Source organism: Arthrobacter sp. HS15c (assembly GCF_040812005.1).
Classification (GTDB): Bacteria; Actinomycetota; Actinomycetes; order Actinomycetales; family Micrococcaceae; genus Arthrobacter.
Map to the genome: position 1 here is coordinate 19,519 of NZ_JBFOHM010000002.1, position 22,912 is coordinate 42,430.

The window sequence follows — 22,912 nt, forward strand, 5'->3', positions numbered from 1 at the left end:
AACGATTTCAGGGAATTCTTCGGAGAAAATGCCTTCCGTGTATACATTGCAGCCAGTGGGAGGTCAGCGGCCGCTCCACCTGTATTCATTTTCCGGCCTGCCGGGCGTGCCGTAGCGCGGTGACCTGGAGACGGTGCCGGCGTCGGCCAGGTACTCCAGGTAGCGGCGGGCGGTAACCCTGGACATGCCCAGGGCATCCATCACCTGGGTGGCCGAGACGGCGTCCGATTGTCCCTTCAGGAATTCCTGCACCGCTTCAAGGGTGGAGACGGACAGGCCCTTGGGCAGGGGCATTTCGGAGGGGGCCCGCAAGCTGGCGAAGGCCTGGTCGACGTCACTCTGGGAGGCTCCGGATTTTGTGGAGCCGGACTCCGGGGACGCCAGTTGCTGCCGGAACAGCCGGTAGCTGGCCAGTTTGTCGGCAAAGGTGGCATAGGTGAAGGGTTTGATCAGGTATTGCACTACCCCGATGGCGACGGCGCTCCGGACAATGGCGAGTTCACGGACGGCCGTGATGGCGATGATGTCAGACAGGATCCCTGAGGCGCGCATCCGCCGGGCGATGTCCAGGCCATGCAGGTCCGGGAGGTTCATGTCCAGCAGCACGAGCTCCACAGGTTCTCCGGATGCAAGGAAGTCAGTGAGGAGCCGCAGTGCCGACTGGCCGTCCGGGGCTGTGCCGGCCAGGGTGAATCCCTCCAGCCGGCCGACATAGGCGGCGTGCGCTGCGGAGGCGACCGGTTCGTCCTCAACCACGAGGACGCGGATATCGCTCACTGGAACTGCTCCTCTTTGTCGGTTCCGGCGGCCATGGCCGGCAGGAAGACGTGGAACTGTGCTCCGTCCGTGCCTGTGATGGTCATGGTACCGTCCAGCCGCTGCACGGCCTGCCGCACCAGCGCCAGGCCGACACCCCTGCCGAAGGGGCCGGAGGCCTTGGTGCTGAAGCCGTGCTTGAAGATATTGTCGACGGCTGCCGGGTCGATTCCGGAACCGGAATCCTTGACAGTGATGTCCAGGCCCTCGGCGTCGGACTCCACTGTCAGCTCCACCTGCTTGGGGGCCTGGCCCTCTGCGGCGGCGTCGATGGCGTTGTCCAGCAGGTTGCCCAGGATGGTGACGAGGTCCTGGACCGCCAGTCCCGCCACCGACGCGGACCCCACAGTGGCGAGGGTCAGCTTCACGCCGCGCTCGTTGGCTTCTGCAGCCTTCCCCATGATGAGCGCGCTGAGTACGGGCTCGTCCACGGAACTGACCATTTCGTCGGTGAGCTGCTGGCTGAGTTCAAGGTCCCTGGTGGCAAACTCGAGTGCCTCCCGGGTGCGGCCCAGCTCCAGCAGCGAAACCATGGTGTGCAGCCGGTTGGCGTGTTCGTGGGTCTGGGCGCGGAGGGCGCTGGACAGGGTCCTCATCGTTTCCAGTTCGCTTCCCAGCGACTCGATCTCCGTCCGGTCGCGGATGGTCGCCACCGTGCCGAACACCGCCGGGCGGCGGACGCCGGGGGAGTCCGGTCCCACGGCCGGGCCCTGGTTCACCACCACAATCCGGGGACCCGTCAGATGGATTTCATCGTGTGCCGGGCGGCCGGATTCAAAAAGGTCCTTCAGGCTCTCTGCCAACGGGAGGTCCGAGACGGCGGGCGGGCGTGACGGGTCATCGCCTGAACCGCGGGGTTCGAGGCCCAGCAGCTCGGCGGCCTGGTCGTTGTACATCACCACCCTGCCCCGGGTATCGATCAGGATGAGTCCTTCACGGACGGAATGGAGGACGGACTCGTAGTAGGCAAACAGCTGGGCCAGCTGTTCCGGCCCCCATCCACGGGTCACCCGGCGCAGGTACCGGCCAAGCAGCCAGGAAGCCAGGGACCCGCCCAGGAGAAGGGCCAGTCCCAGCGCCAGCAGGGCAGGCAGCCGGCCGGACAGGGCAACGTCCACCGTCCGGACCGTGACGCCGGCGGCAACCAGCGCCTTGACGTTCCCGGCCGAGTCCTTGACGGGGGCAATCGTGCGCACCGATGGGCCCAGGGTTCCTGCGGTGACCTCGGTGAACACTTCGCCACGAAGCGCAGCATCAATCGAGCCGATGTACGGCCTGCCGAGCTCCTCATCCCGCGGATGCGTCCAGCGCGTCCGGTCCGGCGCCATGATGGTGATGAAATCTGCTCCGGATCCGGCCATCACCTCCAGCGCGTACGGCTGCAGCAACGCCGACGGATCCGGCGTGCCAGCAGCCTGGAGGACCAGGGGGCTGGCAGCGATGGCGGCGGCCACGCCGGTCATCCGCAGGCCGGCTTCCTCATAGCTGCGGTCCCGGGCGTCAACGTAAGCGGCGGTGCCTCCGATGGCAATGAACGCCAGCACAATCACCAGGTTCGCCACAAACAGCCTGCGGGCGATACTCCAGCGGTGGATCATCAAGCACCTCCCATGACCAATATGAACGCAACGGTGAGCTAAGTCACGGCGTGCCCAATGATGGATATCACACCGGACCGACGCGATGAGCCCAGAGACTGCGCCGCAGCGTCTACCAGATTATCCATAAGGAGACACATCATGGCTTCTCAACGAGGAGAGTCAGCAGCGCCTGCAAAGGCCGCCCGCAAGGGCCTGGACAAATCCCACTACCTCTATATTGCCGTCATTGCCGCCGTGATCCTGGGCGCTATCGTCGGTCTGTTGTTCCCCGAGGTCGGCAAAGCGATGAAACCGCTTGGCGACGGATTCATCAAGCTCATCAAGATGATGATCGCGCCGATCATCTTCTGCACCATCGTCCTTGGTATTGGCTCCATCGCGAAGGCTGCCACCGTAGGGAAGGTGGGCGGACTGGCCCTGGGCTACTTTGTCCTTATGTCCACCTTCGCCCTGGGCATCGGCCTTGTGGTCGGCAACCTGATCCACCCGGGTGAGGGTTTGAAGCTGGCGCCGTATGACCCCAATAAGAAGGCCGAAGTGGACAGCACCGTCGCCTTCCTCCTGGGCATTATCCCGGGCGACATTCCAGTCCTGCCCACACTCTTCGCCGCCATCCTCGTGGGCTTCGCCCTCCAGAAGATGGGCGCGCAAGGCGCTCCTGTCCTGAAGGCTATCGGCCACGGCCAGGTATTGGTGTTCAGGATCCTCATCATGATCATGTGGCTTGCTCCGGTGGGCGCCTTCGGTGCCATCGCAGCTGTTGTCGGCGCCACAGGCGTCGCGGCAATCGTGAGCATGTTCACTCTCATGGCCGCCTTCTACATCACCTGCGCCCTCTTCATCGTGGTGATCCTCGGCGGCCTGCTCCAGGTAGTGACCGGAGTGAACATCTTCAAGCTGATGAAGTACCTGGCCCGCGAATACCTCCTCATCTTCTCCACCTCCTCCTCCGAGGCAGCGCTGCCCCGCCTGATCGCCAAGATGGAGCACCTGGGTGTTTCCAAGCCGGTCGTCGGCGTCACCGTGCCCACCGGTTACTCCTTCAACCTTGACGGCACCGCCATCTACCTGACGATGGCATCGCTGTTCGTGGCCAACGCCATGGGAACCCCGCTGGATCTTGGTGCCCAGGTATCCCTGCTGATCTTCATGATCATCGCCTCGAAGGGCGCAGCCGGTGTCACCGGTGCAGGCCTCGCCACGCTGGCCGCCGGCCTGCAGGCACACAAGCCCGAGCTCCTGGGCGGCGTGGGCATGATCGTCGGGATCGACCGCTTTATGTCTGAAGCCCGCGCCCTGACCAACTTCACGGGCAACGCTGTGGCCACCCTCCTGATCGGCACCTGGGTCAAGGAGATCGACAACAAGCAGGTCGGCGAAGTTCTCTCGGGACGGGCTCCCTTCGACGAGCAGACCATGATCGCCGGCCACGGCGGGCCGGCGGACCAACCGGCCGAAGCAAAGCCGGTCCCGGCCACCGTCTAGGCAACAGGCGGGGCGAAGGCCCCGCCGGCAAAGCCGGGAAATTCATAGTCAAACCGCCCGCGCAGCCCCCGGCTGCGCGGGCGGTTTGCGCGTGCAGGAGCCTAACCTTCGACCTCTACCAGAAGGTAAAGGCTCAGAATGCGCGCAAAGTCAAGTTCCCTCGATTACCGTGTCGGGGGCTGTAGCCTTGGTGAAAAGCAGGAACGGCGCTGGATATCCAGCGGCAGGTAAATCACCGTCATCGAAAGTGTGGATAGATACGTGAGCAGCGAACAGGGTTCGGCAACTCTGGAAGGCACGGAACTTGATCTGGAAGACGCCGTGATGGGTCCCACCGGGCGCCCGCACCGCGAATTTCCTGAACCCGCTCCGCTGTCCTCCCACGGTCCGGCGCGCGTCATCGCCATGGTCAACCAAAAAGGCGGCGTCGGCAAGACCACGTCCACCATCAACCTTGCGGCGGCCCTTGCCGAATATGGCCGCCGGGTACTGCTGGTCGACTTTGACCCGCAGGGTGCGCTGTCGGCGGGCCTGGGCATCAACCCGCACGAACTGGACCTGACCGTCTACAACGTCCTGATGGACCGCAAGGTTGATATCCGCGACGCCATCCATCACACCGGTGTTGAAAACGTGGACCTCCTGCCCGCCAACATCGACCTCTCCGCCGCCGAAGTGCAGCTGGTCAACGAGGTCGCCCGCGAGCAGGTCCTGGACCGGGCCCTCAAAAAGGTCGAGGACGAGTACGACGTCGTCCTGATCGACTGCCAGCCATCCCTTGGACTGTTGACCGTCAATGCCCTGACTGCCGCCCATGGCGTGATCATTCCCTTGATCTGCGAGTTTTTTGCCCTCCGGGCCGTCGCCCTCCTGGTGGAGACCATCGACAAGGTCCAGGACAGGCTGAACCCCCGCCTGCAGGTGGACGGCGTCCTTGCCACGATGTACGACGCCCGCACGCTCCACAGCCGCGAAGTCATCACACGGCTGGTGGAAGCTTTCGGCGACAAGGTGTTCGAAACCGTCATCAAGCGCTCCATCAAGTTCGCTGACGCCACGGTGGCGGCGGAGCCGATCACCAGCTACGCCGGCAACCACATTGGTGCAGATGCCTACCGCCGCCTGGCCAAAGAGCTGATTTCGCGCGGCGGCGCACCCTAGCCAGGCTGTGGCTGAGTCCAAGCCCGGCTTTGAGGTCCGGCTGGCCAACTTCACCGGACCGTTCGACCTCCTGCTGGGCCTCATTGCCAAGCACCAGCTGGACATCACCGAGGTGGCCATCGCCACCGTCACCGATGAATTCATCAAATACATCAGGAAGCTGCAGAAACTGGGGGAGGACTGGGCCCTGGATGAGGCCAGCGAATTCCTGGTCATTGCCGCCACACTGCTGGACCTCAAGGCCGCCCGCCTCCTGCCCGCGGGCGAAGTCGAGGACGACGAGGACATCGCCCTGCTCGAAGCCCGCGACCTCCTCTTTGCCCGCCTCCTGCAGTACAAGGCCTTCAAGCAGGTCGCAGGCCTGATGGCCGTAACCCTGGACCAGGAATCCCGGCGCTTCCCGCGACAGGTTGCCCTCGAAGAACACTTCGCCGCCATGCTGCCTGAGCTGGTCTGGAAACACACCCCCGAACAGTTCGCCAAGCTGGCCGAATCCGCGCTGGAACCCAAGGTGCCCAGGCCCACCGAAGTCGGCCTGGGCCACCTGCACGGCAGCGCTGTCAGTGTGAAAGAACAGGCGGAAATCATGGGCCTCCGCCTCCAGTTGGGGAACCCATTGTCCTTCCGGGCGCTGATCGCAGACGCGGACTCCACCCTGGTGGTGGTGGCCCGGTTCCTGGCGCTGCTGGAAATGTTCCGCGACAAGGTGGTGGCCTTCGACCAGCTCAGTCCCTTGGGTGACCTGACGGTGCACTGGACAGCCGAAGGCCAGGAATGGTCCACCGAGAACCTGAGTGAAGAATACGAGGAACAGCCGTGACCGAAGAGCATCCTGGGGCCGTGGACGACGAGGCACTGGACGTCACGAACCTGCCGGGCGGGGCGAAAGCCGCCGTCGAGGCCGTGCTGATGGTGCTGGACCAGCCGGCCACCGCTACGGAGCTCGCAGCGGGCCTGAACCTGACCGTCGAGGTTGTGGAGCAACTGCTGGCGGAACTGCAGCGGGAGTATAACGGCTATACTGTTAAAGCCCCGGACATGGACGTTGCCAGCGATGCTGGCTTCAGCGCCAGCCCCCGGGGTTTTGAATTGCGGAACATCGCCGGTGGCTGGCGGATCTACTCACGCACTGACTTCGCCGACATCGTCGGCCGGTTTGTGCTGGAGGGCCAAACGGCCAGGCTTACGCAGGCGGCCCTGGAAACACTGGCCGTCATCGCGTACAGGCAGCCGGTCTCCCGGGCCAGGGTGTCCGCAATTCGGGGAGTAAACGTTGATTCGGTCGTGCGGACACTGACGCAGCGCGGGCTGGTCGAAGATGCCGGGAACGATCCGGAGTCGGGCGCCGTCCTGTACCGGACAACATCGTACTTCCTGGAGCGGATGGGGATCGGCTCCGTGGCTGAGTTGCCTCAGCTTTCACCCCATCTTCCGGGACTGGAAGGCATCGAGGAGTTCTACGACGCCGGAAGAATGTAGGCGGGGCATCCTGCCTGCGCACAAGAGTATTCATCAGGGCAGAATTATTCTGCACGGCTGGCTAGGGTTGTCCTTGGACAACTTGCCGGTCAACATATCGAAGGACGGGTCATGACACAGGCGGGACGCCAGGGTTCACCACGTAACAGTTCAGGACGTAAAGGTCCGGAACGCAATTCATCACAAGGCGGCGCGCAGGGCGGCGCCAGCCGCGGGGGCGCGCAGGCTGGCGGATTCCGCGGCGCTGCAGGGAAGCGCAACGCAGGCTTCGGCGGCGGCGACCGCCCCCACAAGGCACCCAAGCCCCGCGAGGAACGCTTTGTCGATCCCGACGAAGCACCCGCAGGCCAGCAAGGCGGCGCGTCCGACTGGAAACCCGCCGCGCCCTCGGCACGGAAGCCTGCTGCCCGCAAGCCCGGCGCCAAGAAGGCTCCCGGCACTCCGGGCGCGCTCAAGCCCAAGCCACGCACCGGCAAACCGGGGGCCGCGGCATCCCGCGCCTTCGGCAGTGAACGTTTTGGCCAGAACCTCGGCCCGGTCCGCAAGCCGTCGCGCAAGCGCGGTCCCCGCGGGCCCGTCCCGCAGTCTGAAATGCACGACGCCGACGGCACCCGCCTGCAGAAGGTCATGGCGCAGGCCGGCGTGGCTTCGCGCCGCGTCTGCGAGGAGATGATCGCCGAGGGACGCGTCGAGGTCGACGGCCAGGTTGTCACCGAGCTGGGTGTCCGGGTGGACCCCAAAACCGCTGTCATCCACGTAGACGGCCTCCGCATCCAGCTGGACGAAAACCTCGTTTACATGGTGTTCAACAAGCCCAAGGGCGTTGTGTCCACCATGGAGGACCCCGACGGCCGTCCGTGCATCAGCGACTTCGTACGGAAGACCCACCAGGGCGAACGCCTGTTCCACGTGGGCCGCCTGGACGTCGCCACCGAAGGGCTGCTGCTGCTCACGAACGACGGCGAACTGGCCAACCGCCTGACGCACCCGTCCTATGAGGTGCCCAAGACTTACCTCGTGCAGGTGCGCGGCCCGTTCCCGCAGGGAATCGGCGCCCAGCTCCGGGAAGGCGTGGAACTTGAGGACGGCTTCGCCTCCGTGGACTCCTTCAAGCTGGTGGACTCCACTCCGGGCCACGTGCTGATCGAAGTAGTCCTGCACTCGGGCAAGAACCGGATTGTCCGGCGCCTGTTCGATGCCGTGGGCTTCCCCGTCCTGCGCCTGGTGCGCGTCAAGGTCGGACCCATCGGCCTGGGCGACCAGCGACAGGGCAGCATCCGGAACCTGGGCAAGCAGGAAGTCGGCCACCTGCTGGCATCCGTAGGGCTCTGAGGCATGTCCGCATTTCGTACGCACGGCCGCGGACACCTTAACGGCCCGGTCGTCGTGATCGGCACCGGCCTGCTGGGCGCCAGCATCGGGCTCGGCCTGCGTGGCCGCGCCGTCCCCGTGTACCTGTCGGACCCGTCGCCAACCAACCAGGCCGTCGCCGTCGACATCGGCGCCGGTCTGCCCCTGGCCGAGCTGTCGGGGGAGGCACCGGAACTCGTGGTTGTGGCGGCACCGCCGGATGTCACAGCCTCGGTTGTGGCGGGCGCCCTGGCGGACTACCCGGAGTCCGTGGTGGTGGACATTGCCAGCGTCAAGGCGGACATCCTGGCCGACCTTCGAGCCCGCGGCGCGGACATCTCCCGCTACGTTGGCAGCCATCCGATGGCCGGACGGGAGAAATCCGGGCCGGTTGCGGCCCGCGGCGAGCTTTTTACGTCCATGCCGTGGGTGGTTTGCCCGTCGGAAGAGTCCTCGGCCGAAGCCACCCGGGTGGCGCGCGCCCTCGCCTCGGACCTGGGCGCAATCGTCTCCCAGTTCACCGCAGACGAACACGACGAAGCCGTTGCACTGGTATCCCACCTGCCCCAGGTGATGTCGTCACTGCTGGCCAGTCGGCTGCAGGGCACGCCGCTCCATGCGCTTTCCCTGGCCGGCAACGGCCTGCGGGACGTCACCAGGATCGCCGCGAGCGATCCCACCCTCTGGGTGCAGATCCTGGGCGGCAACGCCCGGAAAGTGGTGGAGATCCTCTACGGCGTGCGCGAGGACCTGAACCGCCTCATCGGCACGCTGGAGGCGCCCGGCGCACCCGGCGCACGGTTGGACCTCGCCCAGCTGATCAGCGAAGGCAATGCCGGCCAGGCACGCATTCCCGGCAAACATGGCGGCCCGCCGCAGGCGTACTCCTGGCTCACCGTCCTGGTGGACGACAAGCCGGGCCAGATCGCCCTGCTCCTCACCGAGATCGGGGAGATCGGCGTGAATGTCGAAGACCTCCGGCTGGACCATTCGTCGGGCCAGAACGTCGGCATGGTGGAGCTCTCGGTGCTGCCCAACAAACATGACCACCTGATCGAAGCACTCAACGACCGCGGATGGCGGGTACTGCAGTAATGACACAGGAACTCATTGAAACCCTGCCCGCCCTGCGGGTGGGCCGGCCGCTCGTCGTGGCCATCGATGGCCCGTCCGGTTCCGGCAAGTCCAGCGTGAGCAAGGAAGTGGCCCGCAGGCTGCGGCTTGCCTACCTGGATACCGGTGCCATGTACCGGGCCCTGACCTGGTTCTGCGTCAACACCGGAATCAGCCTTGATGACGCCGCGTCCGTGGAGCAGGCAGCCAGGGACCTGGTACTGGAACTGAGCACCACCCCGCACGAGGACTTCGTGCGGGTGGACGGTGTCGACGTCGCCGAGGCCATCCGCGAACCGGCCATTTCGTCGGCCGTCAGTGCCGTGGCCACCACCCTTGGCGCCCGGACCGAACTGATCCGCCGCCAGCGGGAGCTCATTGAAAAGCACCACCGCCGGATGGTGGTGGAGGGCCGGGACATCACCACCGTCGTCGCGCCCGGCGCGGAAGTCCGGATGCTGCTGACCGCCAGCGAGGAAGCCAGGCTCCGGCGCCGCGGGATCCAGCTGGGTGGCACGCAGAACGCCGAGCAGCTCGCTGCCCAGGTCATCCACCGCGATGCCAAGGATTCCACTGTGGTGAATTTCACCCAGGCCGCCGATGGCGTGGTGACGCTGGACTCCTCGGACCTTGACTTCGAGGAAACCGTGGACGCCGCCCTCGTGATCGTCACCAAGGTCCTTAACCGTGACTGAGCGCCCCAGCAAGCTTCCCGCCGCCTGGACCATGGCGTGGAGCCGCCCTGTCGGCTGGATCCTGGACCACCTGGTGTACCGCACCTCGGTGACCGGCCGTTCCAACGTCCCCACCGGGGGACCGGTGATCTTTGCCGGCAACCACATCAGCTTCCTGGACGGGCCGGTGATGTTCGGCGCGGCCCCGCGGCCCATGCACATCCTGGTCAAGAAGGAGATGTTCAAGGGCTTCCTTGGCCGGGTCCTCCGGGCCTCCGGCCAGGTGCCCGTGGACCGCTCCGGCGACCGTGCAGCGCTGCTGCTCAGCAAGGACGTGCTCGACGCCGGCCGTTGCGTCGGGATTCTGCCGGAAGGCACCCGGGGGAGCGGCCAGGCAACCGACATCAACAACGGCGTGGCCTGGCTGGCACTGAACTCGGGGGCTCCGGTTGTGCCGGTCGCCATCCTGGGTACCCGGACCGGCGATGAGCACCTCGACACCGTCCCCAGGCCGGGGCGGCGGTTCCATGTCAGCTTCGGCAACGCCCTGACAATTAGCCGCAATCCCGGCGAAACCGGCCGTGCTTCAATGGACAGGGCGGGAATGGAAATCCGCGCTGCGCTGGCAGGGCACGTCCGGGATGCAATCAAACACAGTGGGCAGCCTTTGCCCCACGCGGGCTCACCGCTCGAACCAGCAGTAGCCGGGACGCCGGCAGATGACCACTAAGGAAAGTGCAATGAGCGATACGACTCAAACATCCGGCCACTCCGGCGCCGGCGAAGACGAATACACGCCCACCGGCACCGACCAGGTGGCCGAGCGGCTGGCAGCCCTGGACGACGACGAAGCGGAGCTGCGCGCGGCGTCCCTCCGGGCGGGCCTGGAAGACTACGAACTCGATGAGGACGACGCCGCCCTGCTCAGCGGCCGGTACGACGACGAGGACTTCGACGGACCGGTCAAGCTGGACCCCGTCCTGGCCATCATCGGGCGCCCCAACGTGGGCAAGTCCACCCTGGTTAACCGCATCCTGGGCCGCCGCGAAGCCGTGGTGGAAGACACCCCAGGTGTCACCAGGGACCGCGTGATGTACTCGGCCCACTGGAACGGCCGCAACTTCACCCTCGTGGACACCGGCGGCTGGGAGCACGATGCCCGGGGCATCCACGCCCGCGTAGCCGAGCAGGCCGAAATGGCCGTGGAACTGGCCGACGCCGTGCTGTTCGTGGTTGACTCCGCCGTGGGCGCAACCGCCACGGATGAAGGCGTCATGAAGATGCTCCGCCGCAGCAAGAAGCCCGTCATCATGGTGGCGAACAAGGTGGACGACTTCGCCCAGGAGGCAGATTCGGCAACCCTGTGGGGCCTCGGCTTCGGTGAGCCCTACCCCGTCTCGGCACTGCATGGACGGGGAGTCGCCGACCTCCTGGACCACGTGATGGACACACTGCCTGAGTTCTCCACGATTGAAGGACTGGAGCGCTCGGGCGGCCCGCGCCGCATCGCGCTGATCGGGCGTCCCAACGTGGGCAAGTCGTCGCTGCTGAACAAGCTCGCCGGCTCGGAGCGTGTGGTGGTGGATAACACCGCAGGCACAACCCGTGACCCGGTGGATGAGTTCATTGAACTCGGCGGCCGGACCTGGCGGTTTGTTGATACGGCAGGCATCCGACGCCGCCAGCACATGGCGCAGGGCGCCGACTACTACGCCTCGCTCCGGACCCAGGCTGCCCTGGAGAAGGCGGAGGTCGCCGTCGTCCTCCTGGCCGTGGACGAAGTCCTCAGCGAACAGGACGTCAGGATCCTGCAGTTGGCCATCGAATCCGGCCGCGCGCTGGTTCTCGCCTACAACAAGTGGGACCTGCTCGACGACGAACGCCGCACTTACCTGGAGCGGGAAATTGAGCAGGACCTTGCGCACGTTGCCTGGGCGCCCCGGGTTAACATCTCGGCGCTGACCGGCTGGCACAAGGACCGGCTGGTCCCTGCACTGGACCTTGCCCTGGAAAGCTGGGACAAGCGCATCGCTACCGGACGCCTGAACGCCTTCCTCGGCGAACTCGTGGCGGCACATCCGCATCCCGTCCGTGGCGGAAAGCAGCCCCGTATCCTGTTCGGCACCCAGGCGTCCAGCCGCCCGCCGAAGTTCGTGCTGTTCACCACCGGATTCCTTGACCCCGGCTACCGCCGCTTCATCACCCGCCGGCTGCGTGAGACGTTCGGCTTCGAGGGCACCCCCATCGAGGTCAACATGCGTGTCCGCGAAAAGCGCGGCAAGAAGCGTTAATTCCGACACACCTGCTGATCGGATGCCCGAAAGTGTCACAGGCACCCCTTCGCATCGTGTAAGCTTTTCAAGGTGGTTCGGCCGGACTGCTGAGTTGAAATCCTGGCAAACATCAGGAGTAAACGCAGCGGAGAACGGCGGAACTGACGGGCTGTAGCGCAGCTTGGTAGCGCACTTGACTGGGGGTCAAGGGGTCGCAGGTTCAAATCCTGTCAGCCCGACCAAAAAGCAGAAGCGCCCCGGAGAATTTCTCCGGGGCGCTTCTGCTTTTGGCGTTATTTCAGGAACCTGGATGTCCGCCGGTCCGCCAGGATCTTTCCCTTGGTCTGGCAGGTGGGACAGTACTGAAGCGAAGTGTCCGCGAATGACACTTCCCGGACCGTGTCGCCGCAGACCGGGCAGGACTCGCCGGTCCGGGCATGGACCCGCATGTGGCTCCGCTTGACGTCCTTCAGTTCGCTCGGCGGTTTGCCGCGGGCTTCGGCCAGCGCCGTGCCCAGGACGCTGTGGATGGCGTCATACAAAACCTGGACGTCCTCGGGGCTAAGGGACTTGGCGATCGCAAACGGGGATATTTTCGCGGCGTGCAGGATCTCGTCGCTGTAGGCGTTCCCGATCCCTGCGATGACGCTCTGGCTTCGGAGGAGTCCCTTGACCTGCTGGGAGCTGGTGCCGAGGATCTTCGCCAGCGTGCCGGCGTCGAACTCCGGACTGAACGGATCCGGACCCAGGGCCGCGATCCCCGGAACATCCTGCGGCTCGCGCACCACATAGACGGCCAGGCTCTTTTTTGTGCCGGCTTCGGTAAGGTCCATCCCGTGCCTGCCCGAATTACCGGAGAAGGACAGCCTGGCAGCGATGTACCCCTTCCCTTTCCTGAGTTCAGCGCTGCTCGGCGAATCCGTGAACCGGACCCATCCTGCCCGCGCAAGGTGGAAGACCAGGGACGGGCCGTCGGTATCAATACACACGAACTTGCCGAAGTGCCGGACGCCGGTCACAGCCCGCCCGTAGAGATCGGTGTAGGCGGGATCCGCAGTCTTAAGCACGGCGAAGGACACAATCTGGACCTGTTCCAGGACCGTGCCGCGCAGGTGGCCGTCCAGATAGTCAGCCAGGCCTGCAACCTCAGGAAGCTCGGGCATGGTCCCATCATGTCAGAATCCACCTCGAACGCCCCGGGAGTTGTGCCTATACTTTCAGCGGCGGCTTGTTTAGCAGGCCCCGTTGACATTGGTGTTTGACCCGATGAAAGGCCCCTGATGAGCAACATTCCCGAAGACCTGTCCTACACCGCAGAGCACGAATGGGTCACCGCGCCCAATGCCGACGGCGTGGTCCGCGTGGGCATCACAGACTTCGCCCAGGACGCACTCGGAGACGTTGTCTATGCGCAGATGCCTGAAGTGGGTACAAAAATCACCGCGAACGAAGTAGTGGGCGAAGTTGAGTCCACCAAGAGCGTCAGCGACATTTACGCGCCCGTCAGCGGTGAAGTGGTGGCACGCAACGACTCCCTGGACACAGACTCCGCCCTCATCAACTCTGATCCCTACGGTGATGGCTGGCTGATCGAAGTCAAACTTGCAGAAGCCGACGCCGTGGAATCGTTGCTCAGTGCGTCGGAGTACGAACAACAGGTAGGCTAAAGCTAACCGGTTCATCCGGTCCGGCCATGTACGTCTTCGCACGTCAATGGCCGGATCTGGCGTCCGGGGCCGGGTTTGCGAGGCAGGCCGGGGGGACATGTTGATTGCAGGTGACGCTGCAGCGGAAGAGGAGGAAGCCATGGTTGGCCACAAGCAGAACCCTGCCGACGGGGATTACGGCACAGGCAAGGCTTCGGAGACCACCTCGATCCATCTCACGCCCGTCACCGAAGAACCCACCATTACCCCCAAGCTCTCATCGGACGAGCGCAGCTCCGTGGAGGCGCTGCCCGCCGGATCAGCGCTGCTGATCGCCCACAGCGGACCCAACGCCGGTGCCCGGTTCCTGCTGGACTCTGACGTCACCACCGCCGGCCGCCACCCGGACGCCGACATCTTCCTGGACGATGTGACCGTTTCACGCCGCCATGTTGAGTTCCAGCGCACGGCGCGCAGCTTCGAAGTGGTGGACAAAGGCAGCCTCAACGGCACCTATGTCAACCATGACCGCGTGGACAGTGTTGAGCTGAAGTCCGGAAGCGAAGTCCAGATCGGCAAATTCCGCCTCACCTTCTACCTGAGCCCTGCCCGCGCTGCAGGCCGCGCCTGATCCCGGGGCAGTTGCCTGTGGCAATGGCACAACCGGAACGCCGTGGACCCCAGGTCCTGAACATCGGGGAGGTCCTCGCCCAGCTGAGCGGCGATTTCCCCGGAATGACCGCGTCCAAAATCAGGTTCCTCGAAGAAAAGGGACTCATCAACCCCCGCCGGACGCCCGCGGGGTACCGGCAGTACTCGGACGGGGACGTCGAACGCCTCCGTTTTGTACTGGCACTCCAGCGGGACCAGTACCTGCCACTGAAAGTCATCAAGGACTACCTCGACGCGATCGACAGGGGAGAGCGGCCCGAAAACCTTCCCCCCGGCGTCGTGGTTTCCCCGCGGATCGTCTCTGACGAGCTGGCAGCCGAGCTGCAGAACCGCGGCCGTAAACTCACCGAGGAGCAGCTCCGGACCGAGTCCGGTGCCAGCGTCCCGCTGCTGCAGTCGCTGCTCAGCTTCGGGCTGATCAGCCACAGCAACGGCAAGTTTGATGAACACGCGCTGCAGGTGGCCCGGGCGTGCGTCCAGCTGGAAAGCCATGGCCTGGAGCCGCGCCACCTGCGGCCCTTCCAGGCTGCGGCCGAACGTGAGTTCGGTCTCGTGGAGCGTGCAGTGGCGCCGCTCGCATCCCGCAAGGACTCGGCGTCGCAGGCCCGGGCGGCCGAAGCGGCGCGCGAGATCAGCGACCTTTGCCTCACCCTGCACCGGGCCCTGGTGCAGGACCATATCTCACGCATGGACATCTGATGATCGAAGTCGAGATCGTAGGGGTTCGGATCGAACTTCCTTCCAACCAGCCGCTGGTGCTGCTTCGCGAGATCCACGGCGAGCGGCACGTGCCCATCTGGATCGGCACGCCGGAGGCCAGCGCGATTGCGCTGGCCCAGCAGGGAGTGGTCCCGCCCCGGCCCATGACCCACGACCTCCTGGTTGACGTGGTGGAATCCCTGGGCCATTCGGTGGTCAGCGTGAACATCGTCGCCGTGGAGGACAACATCTTCTACGGCCAGCTGCAGTTCGAGAACGGCACCACTGTCAGCTCACGTGCATCTGATGCGCTGGCCATCGCATTGCGGGCCAAATGCCGGATCTGGTGCGCCGATTCGGTCATGGACGAGGCCGGGGTCCGCATCACCGAACATGACGAGGGCGAAGACACCGAGCCCGGGCCCACCGTCGACGAGGAACGTGAACTGCGGCGGTTCCGTGAGTTCCTGGACGACGTGGAGCCGGAAGACTTCGACGGCTGAGATCACGTTAAGGTTAAAGTTGAGGCTGAAAGTTTCGACACGCCCCCGCAAAGAGCCGAACGTCTTTGACCTTGGGACCCGGCAGGCCTAACGTCAAAGGTATCAAGTTCCCATTGCTTACAGCAGCAGCGCAAGTCACACTGTAAGGTGCGGCTCCAGGAAATTACATGCATGGACTTCGTGCCCGTCCAGGCTGCTGCAGTTTTTCCCCGGGAGCTTATGACAAGGAGGATCCAGGTGAGTCCCAAAGGCGAAGCAGGCGAGCTGAAACAGCCCTCGACGGCTGGTGTCGCTGTGCCCGCGAGCGGTGCCCAGGGCCTCCTGTTTACCGAAGACCTTCCCGTTCTTGACGAGGACGCGGGCTACCGCGGACCGACTGCCTGCAAGGCGGCCGGCATCACGTACCGCCAGCTTGATTACTGGGCCCGTACCGGCCTGGTGGAACCCGCCGTGCGCGGTGCTGCCGGCTCCGGTTCGCAGCGCCTGTACGGTTTCCGCGACATCCTGGTCCTGAAAGTCGTCAAGCGGCTCCTGGACACCGGAGTCTCGCTCCAGCAGATCCGGACCGCCGTCGAACACCTGCGGGAGCGTGGCGTGGAGGACCTCGCCCAGATCACTCTGATGAGTGACGGCGCCAGTGTCTACGAGTGCACCTCCGCCGACGAGGTGATCGACCTCGTCCAGGGTGGACAGGGTGTGTTTGGCATTGCGGTTGGCCGCGTGTGGCGGGAGGTCGAAGGCAGCCTGGCGTCCCTCCCGAGCGAGCATGCAGCCGAACAGTCCTTTCCGGACGACGAGCTCAGCAAACGCCGTGCAGCCCGGAAAACCGGCTGAACCCTAAAACGTCAAAGGCCACCTTCCAGCTGGAAGGTGGCCTTTTCCATGCGGTCAACGTGCGCCGCCGCCACAGCGCCTAGCGCTGGCCGCGGCTCCGGAGGCCGTTGCCAACGGCGAGGAGGTTGGCCAGCAGCGTGTCAAAGAGGGCAGCAGCCGATTTCGCAGAGTCGCCGGGCCAGTGGTGTACCGGATGGGCGGCGCCCTGGATCTGCTGCCAGTTTGCCTGCTCCGGGATCCGGGGGCTCAACAGCAGTTCGCCGAACATCGATTCCATTTCGGCGAGCCGGTAGGTGTGCTCGGATGAGCCGGTGCGGACACGGTTTGCCACAATGCCGGCCGGCGAAAGGTTGGGGGCGAACTCCTGCCGGAACAGTTGGATGGCCCGCATGGTCCGCTCGGTTCCCGCCACGGAGAACAGTCCGGGTTCGGCCACCAGGGCCACTTTGTCACTGGCCGACCAGGCCATCCTGGTCAGGCCGTTCAGCGACGGCGGGCAGTCGATCAGGACGAGCTCGTAGTCAGCGCCGGCCAGCACCGAAGAGAGCCGGCGGAGATCGCGGCGGCCCAGGTCCGGCCGGTCATAGATCCCGGTGTACGCAGAGCCGACCGCGACGTCCAGGACTCCCGGACCGGACCCGTTCGAGAGTGCGCGGGCCGTCCAGCTGCTGCCCACCACGTTGTCCGCGAGTTTGGCCCTCCGCGGGCTCTTGAGCATCCGCCCGATGTCCAGCTGGTCGCCGGGTTGCACGCCCAGGGCCGTGGTCGCGTCTGCATGGGGATCAAGGTCCACCACCAATGTGGGGATGCCCGCGGCAAGCGCCGCAGACGCCAATCCTGTGGTGACGGAAGTCTTGCCGACCCCGCCCTTGAGGCTGCTGATGCTGACTACTTGCACTTGAGAGACCAAAACCTAACGCCGGCTGCCGTGTTGGGGGTAATGTTTGCTCCGGCAGTGCCGAAGCCGGGCGGCTCCTGCCGCCCTACTCATCATATGTTGATGCGCCGGCGATTCCTGCTTTATCGGGCGTCGGCATGGCACCTCGGCGTGATGGCAACAGCTGGTTCCGGCGGTCCCGGTCAAAGCGTCGCGGACATGACGGCAACTTCTGTGACGGTGGCCACAATGATTTGTATTTCTAAGCGCGGGTCTTAGACACTGTGACCACTTACCGATACACCCGCAATGATGCAGGAGAAGTATGTTTTCCAAGATTCTGGTGGCCAACCGCGGCGAAATCGCGATCAGGGCATTCCGCGCCGGCTACGAGCTGGGCGCCAAGACCGTTGCTGTGTTCCCGAACGAGGACCGTAACTCGATCCACCGCCAGAAGGCCGATGAGGCTTATCTGATTGGTGAAGAGGGCCATCCCGTCAGGGCTTACCTTGACGTGGCTGAAGTGGTCCGGGTGGCCAAGGAGTCCGGTGCCGACGCCATCTACCCCGGCTACGGATTCCTGTCCGAGAACCCGGACCTCGCCCGTGCCGCGAAGGAAGCCGGGATCACCTTTGTTGGTCCGCCGGCTGAGGTGCTGGAACTCGCCGGCAACAAGGTCGCCGCGCTGGAAGCTGCCCGGAAGGCCGGCGTCCCGGTGCTGAAGTCCAGCCAGCCGTCGAAGGACCTCGATGAGCTCATCGCTGCGGCCGACGAGATCGGGTTCCCCATCTTCGCCAAAGCGGTCGCCGGCGGCGGCGGACGCGGCATGCGCCGCGTGGACACCCGCGAGGCCCTTCCGGAAGCCCTGCAGTCGGCCATGCGCGAAGCGGATGCGGCGTTCGGTGATCCCACCATGTTCCTGGAGCAGGCTGTGCTCCGGCCGCGGCACATCGAGGTCCAGATCCTCGCTGATGCCGAAGGCAACGTCATGCACCTCTTCGAGCGCGACTGTTCCATCCAGCGGCGCCACCAGAAGGTCATCGAGATTGCACCGGCCCCCAACCTTGACGAGGGGATCCGCCAGGCCCTCTACCGTGACGCGGTCAAGTTCGCCAAGGCGCTGAACTACGTCAACGCCGGAACCGTCGAGTTCCTGGTGGACACCGTCGGCGAACGCGCCGGCCAGCACGTCTTCATCGAAATGAACCCCCGCATCCAGGTCGAGCACACCGTCACTGAGGAAGTGACGGACGTTGACCTGGTGCAGGCGCAGCTGCGGATCGCGTCCGGCGAAACCCTTGCGGACCTGGGTCTCTCCCAAGAAACGGTCCAGCTCAAGGGCGCGGCCCTGCAGTGCCGCATCACCACCGAGGACCCCGCCAACGGGTTCCGGCCCGACGTCGGAAAGATCACCGGTTACCGTTCAGCCGGCGGCGCCGGTGTCAGGCTCGACGGCGGCACCGTGTACTCGGGTGCCGAAATCAGCCCGCACTTCGACTCCATGCTGGTGAAGCTGAGCTGCCGTGGCCGCGACTACCCGGCTGCCGTGGCCCGTGCCCGCCGGGCCCTCGCGGAATTCCGCATCCGTGGCGTTTCCACGAACATCTCCTTCCTGCAGGCCGTGCTGGACGACGCCGACTTCATTGCCGGCAACGTCGCAACCAACTTCATCGACGAGCGGCCCCAGCTGTTGAAGGCCCGGGTCTCCGCGGACCGCGGCACCAAGCTGCTCACCTGGCTGGCCGAGGTCACGGTGAACAAGCCCAACGGCGAACTCACCGTCCACTCCAACCCCGCATCCAAGCTTCCGTCCGTCGCAGGCATCCAGCCCGTGAAGGGGTCCCGCCAGCGGCTCCAGGAGCTGGGCCCCGAGGGCTTCGCCAAGGCGCTGCGTGAGCAGACGGCTGTGGCCGTCACGGACACCACGTTCCGCGACGCCCACCAGTCCCTGCTCGCCACCCGGGTCCGCACCCGCGACCTCGTGGCCGCCGGACCGGCCGTCACCGCCCTGGTACCTGAGCTGCTCTCCGTCGAGGCCTGGGGCGGTGCCACGTACGACGTGGCCCTGCGCTTCCTTGGCGAAGACCCGTGGGACCGGCTTGCCGCACTGCGGAAGGCCCTGCCCAACGTCTGCCTCCAGATGCTGCTCCGTGGCCGCAACACGGTCGGCTACACCCCGTACCCCGAAGAGGTCACGGTTGCCTTCGTCAACGAGGCAGCCGCCACCGGCATCGACATCTTCCGGATCTTCGACGCCCTGAACGACGTCAACCAGATGGCGCCCGCCATCCGTGCAGTCCGCGCCACCGGCACGGCAGTCGCCGAAGTGGCCCTGTGCTACACCGGCGACCTGCTGGACCCGGACGAGAAGCTCTACACACTGGACTACTACCTCGAGCTCGCCCAGCGGATCGTGGATGCCGGCGCGAACATCCTGGCCATCAAGGACATGGCAGGGCTGCTCCGCCCCGCGGCCGCTGCGAAGCTCGTGGCCGCGCTCCGTGAGAGGTTCGACCTTCCGGTCCACCTCCACACCCACGACACCGCCGGCGGCCAGCTGGCCACCCTCCTGGCAGCCGTGGACGCCGGCGTGGACGCGGTGGACGTGGCGTCCGCCTCGCTGGCAGGAACCACCAGCCAGCCGTCCGCTTCAGCCCTGGTGGCGGCACTGGCGCACACGCCCCGTGACACCGGACTCAGCCTGGCGGCAGTCAGCTCCCTGGAGCCCTACTGGGAGGCCGTGCGGCGCGTCTACGCGCCGTTCGAGTCGGGCCTGCCGGGCCCCACAGGCCGCGTTTACCAGCACGAAATCCCGGGCGGCCAGCTGTCCAACCTCCGCCAGCAGGCCATGGCCCTGGGCCTGGGGGAGCGCTTCGAAGCCATCGAGGACATGTACACAGCGGCGGACCGCATCCTGGGCCGCCTGGTGAAGGTCACGCCGTCTTCGAAGGTGGTGGGCGACCTCGCGCTGCACCTGGTGGGCCTGAACGCCGACCCTGCGGACTTCAACGAGAACCCGCAGAACTACGACATCCCCGACTCCGTCATCGGCTTCCTGTCCGGCGAGCTCGGTGACCCGCCGGGAGGCTGGCCGGAACCGTTCCGGACCAAGGCACTCCAGGGCCGCAGCATCAAGGTCCGAGACGTTGAGCTCAGCCCCGAGGACAGTGCCGCGCTCCAGGGCGATTCCAAGACCCGCCAGGGTACGCTGAACCGCCTTCTCTTCGACGGCCCCACCAAGGACTACCTCAAGAGCGTGGAAACCTACGGCAACATCTCCGTGCTCGACACCAGGGATTACCTGTACGGCCTGCAGCGCGGGCAGGAACACGAGATCCAGCTGGAAAAGGGCGTCCGCCTGATCGCCTCGCTGGAGGCTGTCTCCGAGCCGGATGAGAAGGGCATGCGCACCGTCATGTGCACGCTCAACGGGCAGTCCCGGCCCGTCGTCGTCCGCGACCGTTCCGTGGTGAGCAACGTCAAAGCTGCCGAGAAGGCGGACCCGGCCCAGCAGGGCCACGTCGCCGCGCCGTTCGCCGGTGCCGTCACCGTCACGGTCAAGGCAGGTGACACCGTCAACGCCGGTGACACGGTGGCCACGATCGAAGCGATGAAGATGGAAGCGTCCATTACGACGCCGGTGGGCGGCAAGGTCTCCCGCCTCGCCATCTCAACGGTTGAACAGGTGCAGGGCGGGGACCTGCTCCTGGTTGTGGAGTAACCCCGCGCACGTGCCACACCGCCTTAACTGAGAAAGGTCCTCCCGGCTCCAGCCGGGAGGACCTTTCTCAGTTAAGGCCGGTCAGTGACCCGCCGGCATCGTTCAGCCGCGGGGCGCGCCGTACATCTCTTCGATGACGGTTTCGAAGTCCTTCATGACCTGGCCGCGCTTGACCTTCATTGAAGGCGTCAGGTGGCCTGACGCCTCGGTGAAGTCTGCGGCCACGATGCGGAAGGACTTGATGGCCTCAGCCTGGGACACGGAAGCGTTCGCGTGGGTGATGAGGTCCTGGACCGCGGCCTTCACCACCGGATTCTCCACGGCCTCGTCGAGGGTGGTGGTGTTCGGCAGGCCATGGCGCTGCAGCCAGCCGGGGAGTGCTTCCTGGTCCAGGGTGACCAACGCTCCGATAAAGGGCCTGTTGTCGCCAACTACCAGGACCTGGGAAACCAGTGCGTCGGCGCGGATCTGGTCCTCCAGGAGGGCAGGGATCACATTCTTGCCGCCGGCGGTGACGATGATTTCCTTCTTGCGCCCAGTGATCCAGACGAAGCCACTGTCATCGAGGCGCCCGATATCGCCGGTCCTGAACCAGCCGTCGGCAAACGTCTCGCTGGTCAGGTCCTCACGCTTGTAGTAGCCGCGCATCACGCAGACGCCCTTGGCGAGGATCTCGCCGTCGTCGGCAATCTTAACCGAGTTGCCAGGCAGGGGCTTTCCCACGGAGCCGATCTTGATCAGCGAGGGCGTGTTGACGGAGATCGGGGCGGTAGTCTCGGTCAGGCCGTAGCCCTCGAGCACTTGCAGGCCGATGCCCTGGAAGAAGTGGCCCAGCCGCTCTCCCAGTGGCCCGCCGCCGGACACGGCGTGGGCAACATGGCCGCCCATGGCGGCACGTAGCTTGCCATAGACCAGCTTGTCGAACAGTGCATGGCGGAGCTTCAGGCCGAGGCCAACGTGCCCTGCCTGCCGGGCCTTGGAGAAGGCGATAGCGGTATCCGCGGCCCGGTGGAAGATGGGGCCCTTGCCGCCGTCCTCGGCCTTGGTCAGCGCCGAGTTGTAGACCTTCTCGAAGACCCGCGGAACAGCCAGGATAAACGTGGGCTCGTAGCTCTGCAGGTCGGCAAGCAGGTTCTTGATGTCCGGGGTATGCGCCACGGTGGTTCCGGCGGCCATGGCCAGGACGGAGATGAAGCGCGCGAACACGTGCGCCAGCGGCAGGAACATGATGGTCTTGGCGTTCTCGTGCACAATCTCGCCGATGATGGCCAGCGCGTTTTCCGAGAGTTCAACGAAGTTGCCGTGGGTGAGTTCGCAGCCTTTGGGCCGGCCGGTAGTTCCGGAGGTGTAGATAATGGTGGCGATGTCGGCCAGGCCGGCGGCACTGCGTCGGGCTTCGAGGTCGGCGTCACTGATGTCCCGGCCTGCTTCACGGACGGCGTCCAGGCCGCGGCCTTCGAGCTGCCACACGTGCTGCAGGGCCGTCAGCCCTTCCGAGGTGGCCGCCTGCCGGATGATGTCCTCATGGTGGGCGGCTTCGCCGAACGCGGCCACCGCGCCGGAGTCGCCGAGGTTCCAGGCGACCTGTGACGGTGAGGAGGTCTCGTAGATCGGGACCGAAACGCCACCGGCGAACCAGATGGCGAAGTCCACCAAAGCCCACTCGTACCGGGTGCGGGACATGATTCCCACCCTGTCTCCGGCGTTGACGCCGCTGGCGATCAGGCCTTTGGCCAGCGCCTGGACATCGGCCAGGAAGTCCTTCGCGGACACGTCCTGCCAGGCGCCTGCTGAGTCCAGCCGCGAGAAAAGCGAAGGGTTGCTGGGCTTGGCAGCCTGTCGCAGCACGAGGTCGGTGATGTTGGTTTCAGGTGGGACAACAACCAGCGGCGGAACGCTGAATTCGCGCACTATAGCTCCTTTGATATCCGTAGGCCCGGACAGGGTATGTCTAACACTAGTACGCCTGTACCCGGCAGTGCAGTAACAAACCTACTGGCGAGTAACT

At 65.3% G+C, this 22,912-nt stretch carries 20 protein-coding genes and 1 tRNA gene; 16 read left to right on the plus strand and 5 right to left on the minus strand.

The window, feature by feature from the left end:
• Window positions 1-63: 63 nt before the first annotated feature.
• Together ABV518_RS03125 and ABV518_RS03130 are read right to left on the minus strand one after the other, a co-directional pair.
• A complete protein-coding gene (locus ABV518_RS03125) occupies window positions 64-777 on the minus strand; it encodes a response regulator (protein WP_131135012.1) in 714 nt (237 codons plus the stop codon).
• A complete protein-coding gene (locus tag ABV518_RS03130) occupies window positions 774-2,414 on the minus strand; it encodes an ATP-binding protein (protein WP_367765355.1) in 1,641 nt (546 codons plus the stop codon). Before ABV518_RS03130 ends, ABV518_RS03125 begins: the two co-directional genes overlap by 4 nt.
• Before the next feature lie 141 nt (window positions 2,415-2,555).
• On the opposite strand from ABV518_RS03130, the gene ABV518_RS03135 reads away from it, so the two are divergent.
• The 10 genes from ABV518_RS03135 (at window position 2,556) to ABV518_RS03180 (ending at window position 12,194) form a co-directional block, all read left to right on the plus strand.
• Window positions 2,556-3,902: a cation:dicarboxylase symporter family transporter gene (locus ABV518_RS03135; protein WP_367765356.1), complete on the plus strand. Its 1,347-nt coding sequence runs from the start codon at window positions 2,556-2,558 to the stop codon at window positions 3,900-3,902.
• 261 nt (window positions 3,903-4,163) lie between these two features.
• Window positions 4,164-5,063, plus strand: coding sequence for a ParA family protein (locus tag ABV518_RS03140; RefSeq protein ID WP_367765357.1), 900 nt, complete (start codon window positions 4,164-4,166; stop codon window positions 5,061-5,063).
• 7 nt (window positions 5,064-5,070) lie between these two features.
• On the plus strand, window positions 5,071-5,883 hold the full coding sequence (locus ABV518_RS03145; RefSeq protein WP_367765359.1) for a ScpA family protein: 813 nt from the start codon (window positions 5,071-5,073) through the stop codon (window positions 5,881-5,883).
• On the plus strand, window positions 5,880-6,542 hold the full coding sequence (locus tag ABV518_RS03150; protein ID WP_367765360.1) for an SMC-Scp complex subunit ScpB: 663 nt from the start codon (window positions 5,880-5,882) through the stop codon (window positions 6,540-6,542). The genes ABV518_RS03145 and ABV518_RS03150 overlap by 4 nt, the downstream gene beginning before the upstream one ends.
• 111 nt (window positions 6,543-6,653) lie before the next feature.
• Entirely contained in the window at window positions 6,654-7,874 is a 1,221-nt protein-coding gene (locus ABV518_RS03155; RefSeq protein WP_367765362.1) for a pseudouridine synthase, read from the plus strand.
• A gap of 3 nt (window positions 7,875-7,877) precedes the next feature.
• Complete coding sequence (locus tag ABV518_RS03160; protein ID WP_367765363.1) at window positions 7,878-8,987, plus strand: prephenate dehydrogenase; 1,110 nt, start codon at window positions 7,878-7,880, stop codon at window positions 8,985-8,987.
• Complete coding sequence (gene cmk, locus ABV518_RS03165; protein WP_367765364.1) at window positions 8,987-9,700, plus strand: (d)CMP kinase; 714 nt, start codon at window positions 8,987-8,989, stop codon at window positions 9,698-9,700. The genes ABV518_RS03160 and cmk overlap by 1 nt, the downstream gene beginning before the upstream one ends.
• A gap of 31 nt (window positions 9,701-9,731) precedes the next feature.
• A complete protein-coding gene (locus ABV518_RS03170; protein WP_367765741.1) occupies window positions 9,732-10,409 on the plus strand; it encodes a lysophospholipid acyltransferase family protein in 678 nt (225 codons plus the stop codon).
• A 10-nt stretch (window positions 10,410-10,419) separates the two neighbouring features.
• Window positions 10,420-11,970: a ribosome biogenesis GTPase Der gene (gene der / locus ABV518_RS03175; protein ID WP_367765365.1), complete on the plus strand. Its 1,551-nt coding sequence runs from the start codon at window positions 10,420-10,422 to the stop codon at window positions 11,968-11,970.
• A 147-nt stretch (window positions 11,971-12,117) separates the two neighbouring features.
• Window positions 12,118-12,194 (plus strand) — tRNA-Pro (locus ABV518_RS03180).
• A 51-nt stretch (window positions 12,195-12,245) separates the two neighbouring features.
• On the opposite strand, the gene ABV518_RS03185 is transcribed toward ABV518_RS03180, so the two are convergent.
• Window positions 12,246-13,115, minus strand: coding sequence for an Fpg/Nei family DNA glycosylase (locus tag ABV518_RS03185; RefSeq protein ID WP_367765366.1), 870 nt, complete (start codon window positions 13,113-13,115; stop codon window positions 12,246-12,248).
• A 117-nt stretch (window positions 13,116-13,232) separates the two neighbouring features.
• On the opposite strand from ABV518_RS03185, the gene gcvH reads away from it, so the two are divergent.
• From gcvH to ABV518_RS03210, 5 genes are all read left to right on the plus strand, one after another.
• Window positions 13,233-13,619: a glycine cleavage system protein GcvH gene (gene gcvH, locus ABV518_RS03190; protein ID WP_131135001.1), complete on the plus strand. Its 387-nt coding sequence runs from the start codon at window positions 13,233-13,235 to the stop codon at window positions 13,617-13,619.
• A 139-nt stretch (window positions 13,620-13,758) separates the two neighbouring features.
• Entirely contained in the window at window positions 13,759-14,229 is a 471-nt protein-coding gene (locus ABV518_RS03195) for an FHA domain-containing protein (protein WP_131135038.1), read from the plus strand.
• Between the two features lie 23 nt (window positions 14,230-14,252).
• Window positions 14,253-14,969 (plus strand): MerR family transcriptional regulator, encoded by a 717-nt coding sequence (locus ABV518_RS03200; RefSeq protein WP_131135000.1) that lies wholly within the window; start codon window positions 14,253-14,255, stop codon window positions 14,967-14,969.
• Complete coding sequence (locus ABV518_RS03205) at window positions 14,969-15,472, plus strand: bifunctional nuclease family protein (protein ID WP_066285823.1); 504 nt, start codon at window positions 14,969-14,971, stop codon at window positions 15,470-15,472. Before ABV518_RS03200 ends, ABV518_RS03205 begins: the two co-directional genes overlap by 1 nt.
• 237 nt (window positions 15,473-15,709) lie before the next feature.
• A complete protein-coding gene (locus ABV518_RS03210; protein ID WP_066290467.1) occupies window positions 15,710-16,306 on the plus strand; it encodes a MerR family transcriptional regulator in 597 nt (198 codons plus the stop codon).
• A gap of 79 nt (window positions 16,307-16,385) precedes the next feature.
• Here ABV518_RS03210 and ABV518_RS03215 read toward each other — a convergent pair whose 3' ends face one another.
• Complete coding sequence (locus tag ABV518_RS03215) at window positions 16,386-17,204, minus strand: ParA family protein (RefSeq protein WP_310164745.1); 819 nt, start codon at window positions 17,202-17,204, stop codon at window positions 16,386-16,388.
• 304 nt (window positions 17,205-17,508) lie between these two features.
• On the opposite strand from ABV518_RS03215, the gene ABV518_RS03220 reads away from it, so the two are divergent.
• Window positions 17,509-20,904: a pyruvate carboxylase gene (locus ABV518_RS03220; protein ID WP_367765367.1), complete on the plus strand. Its 3,396-nt coding sequence runs from the start codon at window positions 17,509-17,511 to the stop codon at window positions 20,902-20,904.
• 102 nt (window positions 20,905-21,006) lie between these two features.
• Here the strand turns inward: ABV518_RS03220 and ABV518_RS03225 are convergent, their stop codons facing one another.
• Entirely contained in the window at window positions 21,007-22,815 is a 1,809-nt protein-coding gene (locus ABV518_RS03225; protein ID WP_367765369.1) for a long-chain fatty acid--CoA ligase, read from the minus strand.
• Window positions 22,816-22,912 lie beyond the last annotated feature (97 nt).